The following is a 466-nucleotide window of genomic DNA, read 5'->3' as shown; positions in this document are numbered from 1 at the left end:
CGTTGATCGACAGGAGCCCGCAGCTGCGCGCCGCCTTCCGGCACATGCAGAGCCTGCCCGGCGTCGGCGCCGTCATCGCCGCCACCCTCCTGGCCCACATGCCCGAGCTCGGCACCTTGCAGCGAAGGCAGGCCGCCTCGCTGGCCGGCGTCGCGCCGCATGCCAACGACAGCGGACAGTTCAAGGGACACCGGACGATGCGCGGCGGACGCTCCCAACTGCGCCGTCTCCTCTTCCTGGCGGCCATGGCGGCAAGCCGTGCGAACGGACCATTACAGGAGATGTATCAACGCCTTATCCAAAACGGAAAGAAGCGCATCGTCGCCATCGGAGCTCTCATGAGAAAGATCGTCGTCATCCTCAACGCAAGACTGAGGGATCTCAATGCACAACAGAGTTGATGACAGCGTGATAGTAAGGGGAGATAGGTCGGCAAAGGAAGAGCTCTGCGCTAACATATTGTTTT

1 protein-coding gene is annotated in these 466 nt (G+C 61.8%); it reads left to right on the top strand.

The window, feature by feature from the left end:
* On the top strand, positions 1 to 401 hold a 401-nt coding region (locus CXZ10_RS21235), incomplete at its 5' end, for a transposase (protein WP_210199980.1).
* Positions 402 to 466 lie beyond the last annotated feature (65 nt).

The organism is Pleomorphomonas diazotrophica, assembly GCF_002844595.1.
GTDB classification, from domain to species: domain Bacteria; phylum Pseudomonadota; class Alphaproteobacteria; order Rhizobiales; family Pleomorphomonadaceae; genus Pleomorphomonas; species Pleomorphomonas diazotrophica.
The sequence above is the reverse complement of the archived record's forward strand: the minus strand, read 5'-3'. Positions and strand labels throughout refer to the sequence as shown.